The organism is Kocuria cellulosilytica, from assembly GCF_040981245.1.
GTDB lineage: Bacteria > Actinomycetota > Actinomycetes > Actinomycetales > Micrococcaceae > Kocuria > Kocuria cellulosilytica.
In genome coordinates this window covers 1-515 of record NZ_JAVFWZ010000150.1, presented here as the reverse complement: position 1 = coordinate 515, position 515 = coordinate 1, and the positions used below count along the sequence as shown (strand labels likewise).

1 pseudogene is annotated in these 515 nt (G+C 74.6%); it reads right to left on the bottom strand.

Annotated elements, in window-relative coordinates:
* Positions 1-253: 253 nt before the first annotated feature.
* A pseudogene (locus tag RCG67_RS17440) lies at positions 254-515 on the bottom strand (hypothetical protein); the annotation flags it as partial.

Sequence of the window (515 nt, the reverse complement as noted above, 5' to 3'; positions counted from 1 at the left end):
TGCCGTCCTGCTCGCCACGGTCGACGACGAAGACCGCCGGTGGGACGTCCAAGGAGCCGTTCTCGCGCGGACCCAGGTGCAGCAGCTGCGACTCGGCCCCGGTATCCGTGAGGATCCCGGAGCCGACGGGGCCGAGCCCGTGAGCGGGAGAAGAACGGTCGCCGCGCAGGTCGTGGAACCTGCGCGGCGACCCTATCGGGATTCCGTCATCGGAATCGAGGCCTCGGATCGGCTGGGATCAGCCGAGACGGGCTCAGGCGCGGGCGCGGCGGCGGGCCACCAGCGCGGAACCGGCCACGGCCAGGACCCCGGCACCGGCCACGGCGATGCCGGCGGCAGCAACGTTGCTGGTGGCGGTCTCCACCCCGGTGTCAGCCCCGCCCTCGGGCATGGCGCCCATCTGGGCGGCGGTCAGCGTGCCGCAGGCGGCCGGGAGGGTCGCGGCAGCGGGCAGCGCCGGGTCCAGGTCGGACATCTTCTCGGCCGCCGCAGCCGGCATCAGCGTCGGGTCCACG